The following is a 2175-nucleotide window of genomic DNA, read 5'->3' on the forward strand; positions in this document are numbered from 1 at the left end:
TTTAAAGGAATGAATATTTTTGAAGAATATTTACAATTATTTCTTTTAAATACCATTAATTGGGGTAATTACATTAATATACTAATATATGCATTCTTTATAATCAACCCCCTTTTGAAAATACGGTTTTTAATAAATCTTTTTAATATCGTAAACAAATTTTGTCTCCCTAATTAACCAATAAAGAGGCTGCTGCCAAACAATACTTCTGCTTCTCTACAGTTATTTATAAGAATTTAACACGTTATTTCTTTTTGAGAACACTAAATACTTTAATTTTAAGATGATGTAACCCCCTTACCGTAAATCATTAAACTCTACTATTATAAAAAGATTCAAACTGTACATGATTCATTTTATTGGCTCGCTCCCCTTGTTTTAAACCTCGCATGTGGCAGAAACAGGCCCTGACCGCTTCTATGCACGGCCAGATTCTCTCGTCCTCCTCTAAAAGAAAGAGGTTTTTAACTTGCATATATATGACTCATTTTATTCTCTCTTTACGATAGTGAGAGTTCCTTTGAGTGCATATCATTAGAAACCTTTTTAAAATTCATCGGTTTATGGCATAAAAGAAATAGGTGCACTATCCCTAATATAAATGAGAAACTGGAATTTGCTTATTTTTCAGTCATATCGGTAGAAAAATGAAAGCCTTTTGTAACTTTTACGAAAGACTTTTGTAATAATTATGAAAGACTTTTGAAAGATGTTTAAAGTAAGATAAGCTTATTGCGAATATATACGCAAACTACCTTATCAACTGTATATTATCTTTCTATTACCCTAAGTTTGAAAAATAAGATCGATCAAACCGAGCTCCCCCAAGCTCTTTTGAACTCAACAAAACCCACAGAAAACATTCTTGTTCTCTGTGGATTTTGTTATTTTTTTGAAATTATTAAGAATAAGTTTCCTTAAATTACATATATTGATATACTGTAGCGATGTCAGTACATCAATATGCATTTCAAAAAAGAAAGATTGTGGGGCGTTAAAAATAAAAAGGTTATATTCACCATTATCAAAAACAATCGATTGCAGTCACTTTGTATTCAACCATTTTCTTGCTCGTTGGAATGATACCTATAAAGAAACCGGAAACGGATTAACCAATCCTTCTTGCTCCGCCGAACTCAATTAAGGAAGCACCAGAATATGCTTTGGTTAAAAGAAGTCTCTAGTATCGTTCTTCAATCCACGTGAAAAAAAACCGTAGATGCTTTTTCACGTTTTTTCACGGAACAGAATGATATTCCACGCTTCAAGTCTAAAAAAATATAGTTCAATCCTACACTACTGAACAAACAAATGGAAATATTGCGATTGTAGGCAACAAAATAAAATTACCGAAACTTGGTATTGTTCGCTTTGCCAAAAGATTACAGAGTAAAAAGATATATTACTTAACTTTTACAGTATAGGTTAACGTTTGTGCAGGTTTCTGACCTTTTTCCCATGTCTGGGAGTAATCAAATTTCAACGTGTACGTACCAGCTTGAGTTGCTTTAAAAGTCCAAGTTTTTTTAGTTGGCATACCTACAGCATCACTTTTTTCTGGCTCTTTGACATTTTCTGAAACGAGTTGAATCCTATCTGTATTTGTTGTGTAGCTCCATGAGTACCCAGTCGACACATTTTCCTCCAGCGTAATATCAAACGTTTTACCTACTGTAACTTCCAATTCTTTCAGATGATCACTCTCCTGTGTAGGCTTATTTGAATGAGTTGCTTTACTGCTTTCCGCTGGCTTTACAGGTGCATCATTGGCCAAAGCACTTCCCGTCAAGCTAACACTGCCGACCGCCAAACAACCAACTAGGCATCCAGCTATAATCATAGGTTTTGTAATTTTCATTGTAAGTTCCTCCATAAATTTTTTTAATAAAAGGACACAAAAAGAAAAAATTAACTTATATAACGGGGTAGCGCGCACATTTTAACCTTTTTATACGTTAAGGGATTCTCAAAACTCAATATTATTTGTTTCAATTGAGACTTTGATTCAGAGATGAGTTTTGAGACATATTTCAAGCTATTTTCAGCATATTTTAGGCTGAATTTCATTTATCTCAAATACCCTCGTTTTTGAGACTGAATAAGTCGCTTAGAGTAGTAAAATCAACGCTTTTTATGTCGAAAATTGCTTAGCGCATATTTTCGTTAAAATGTTGG

1 protein-coding gene and 1 pseudogene are annotated in these 2175 nt (G+C 33.1%); one reads left to right on the top strand and one right to left on the bottom strand.

The annotated features are described in order from the left end of the window. Positions 1 to 967 precede the first annotated feature (967 nt). A pseudogene (locus tag V7024_RS11390) lies at positions 968 to 1379 on the top strand (helix-turn-helix domain-containing protein); the annotation flags it as partial. 23 nt (positions 1380 to 1402) lie between these two features. Here V7024_RS11390 and V7024_RS11395 read toward each other — a convergent pair. Continuing rightward, positions 1403 to 1858 (bottom strand): protease inhibitor I42 family protein, encoded by a 456-nt coding sequence (locus V7024_RS11395; protein WP_335519781.1) that lies wholly within the window; start codon positions 1856 to 1858, stop codon positions 1403 to 1405. Positions 1859 to 2175 lie beyond the last annotated feature (317 nt).

It is taken from the genome of Bacillus sp. JJ864, from assembly GCF_036963045.1.
Taxonomy (GTDB): Bacteria; Bacillota; Bacilli; order Bacillales; family Bacillaceae_G; genus Bacillus_A; species Bacillus_A pseudomycoides_C.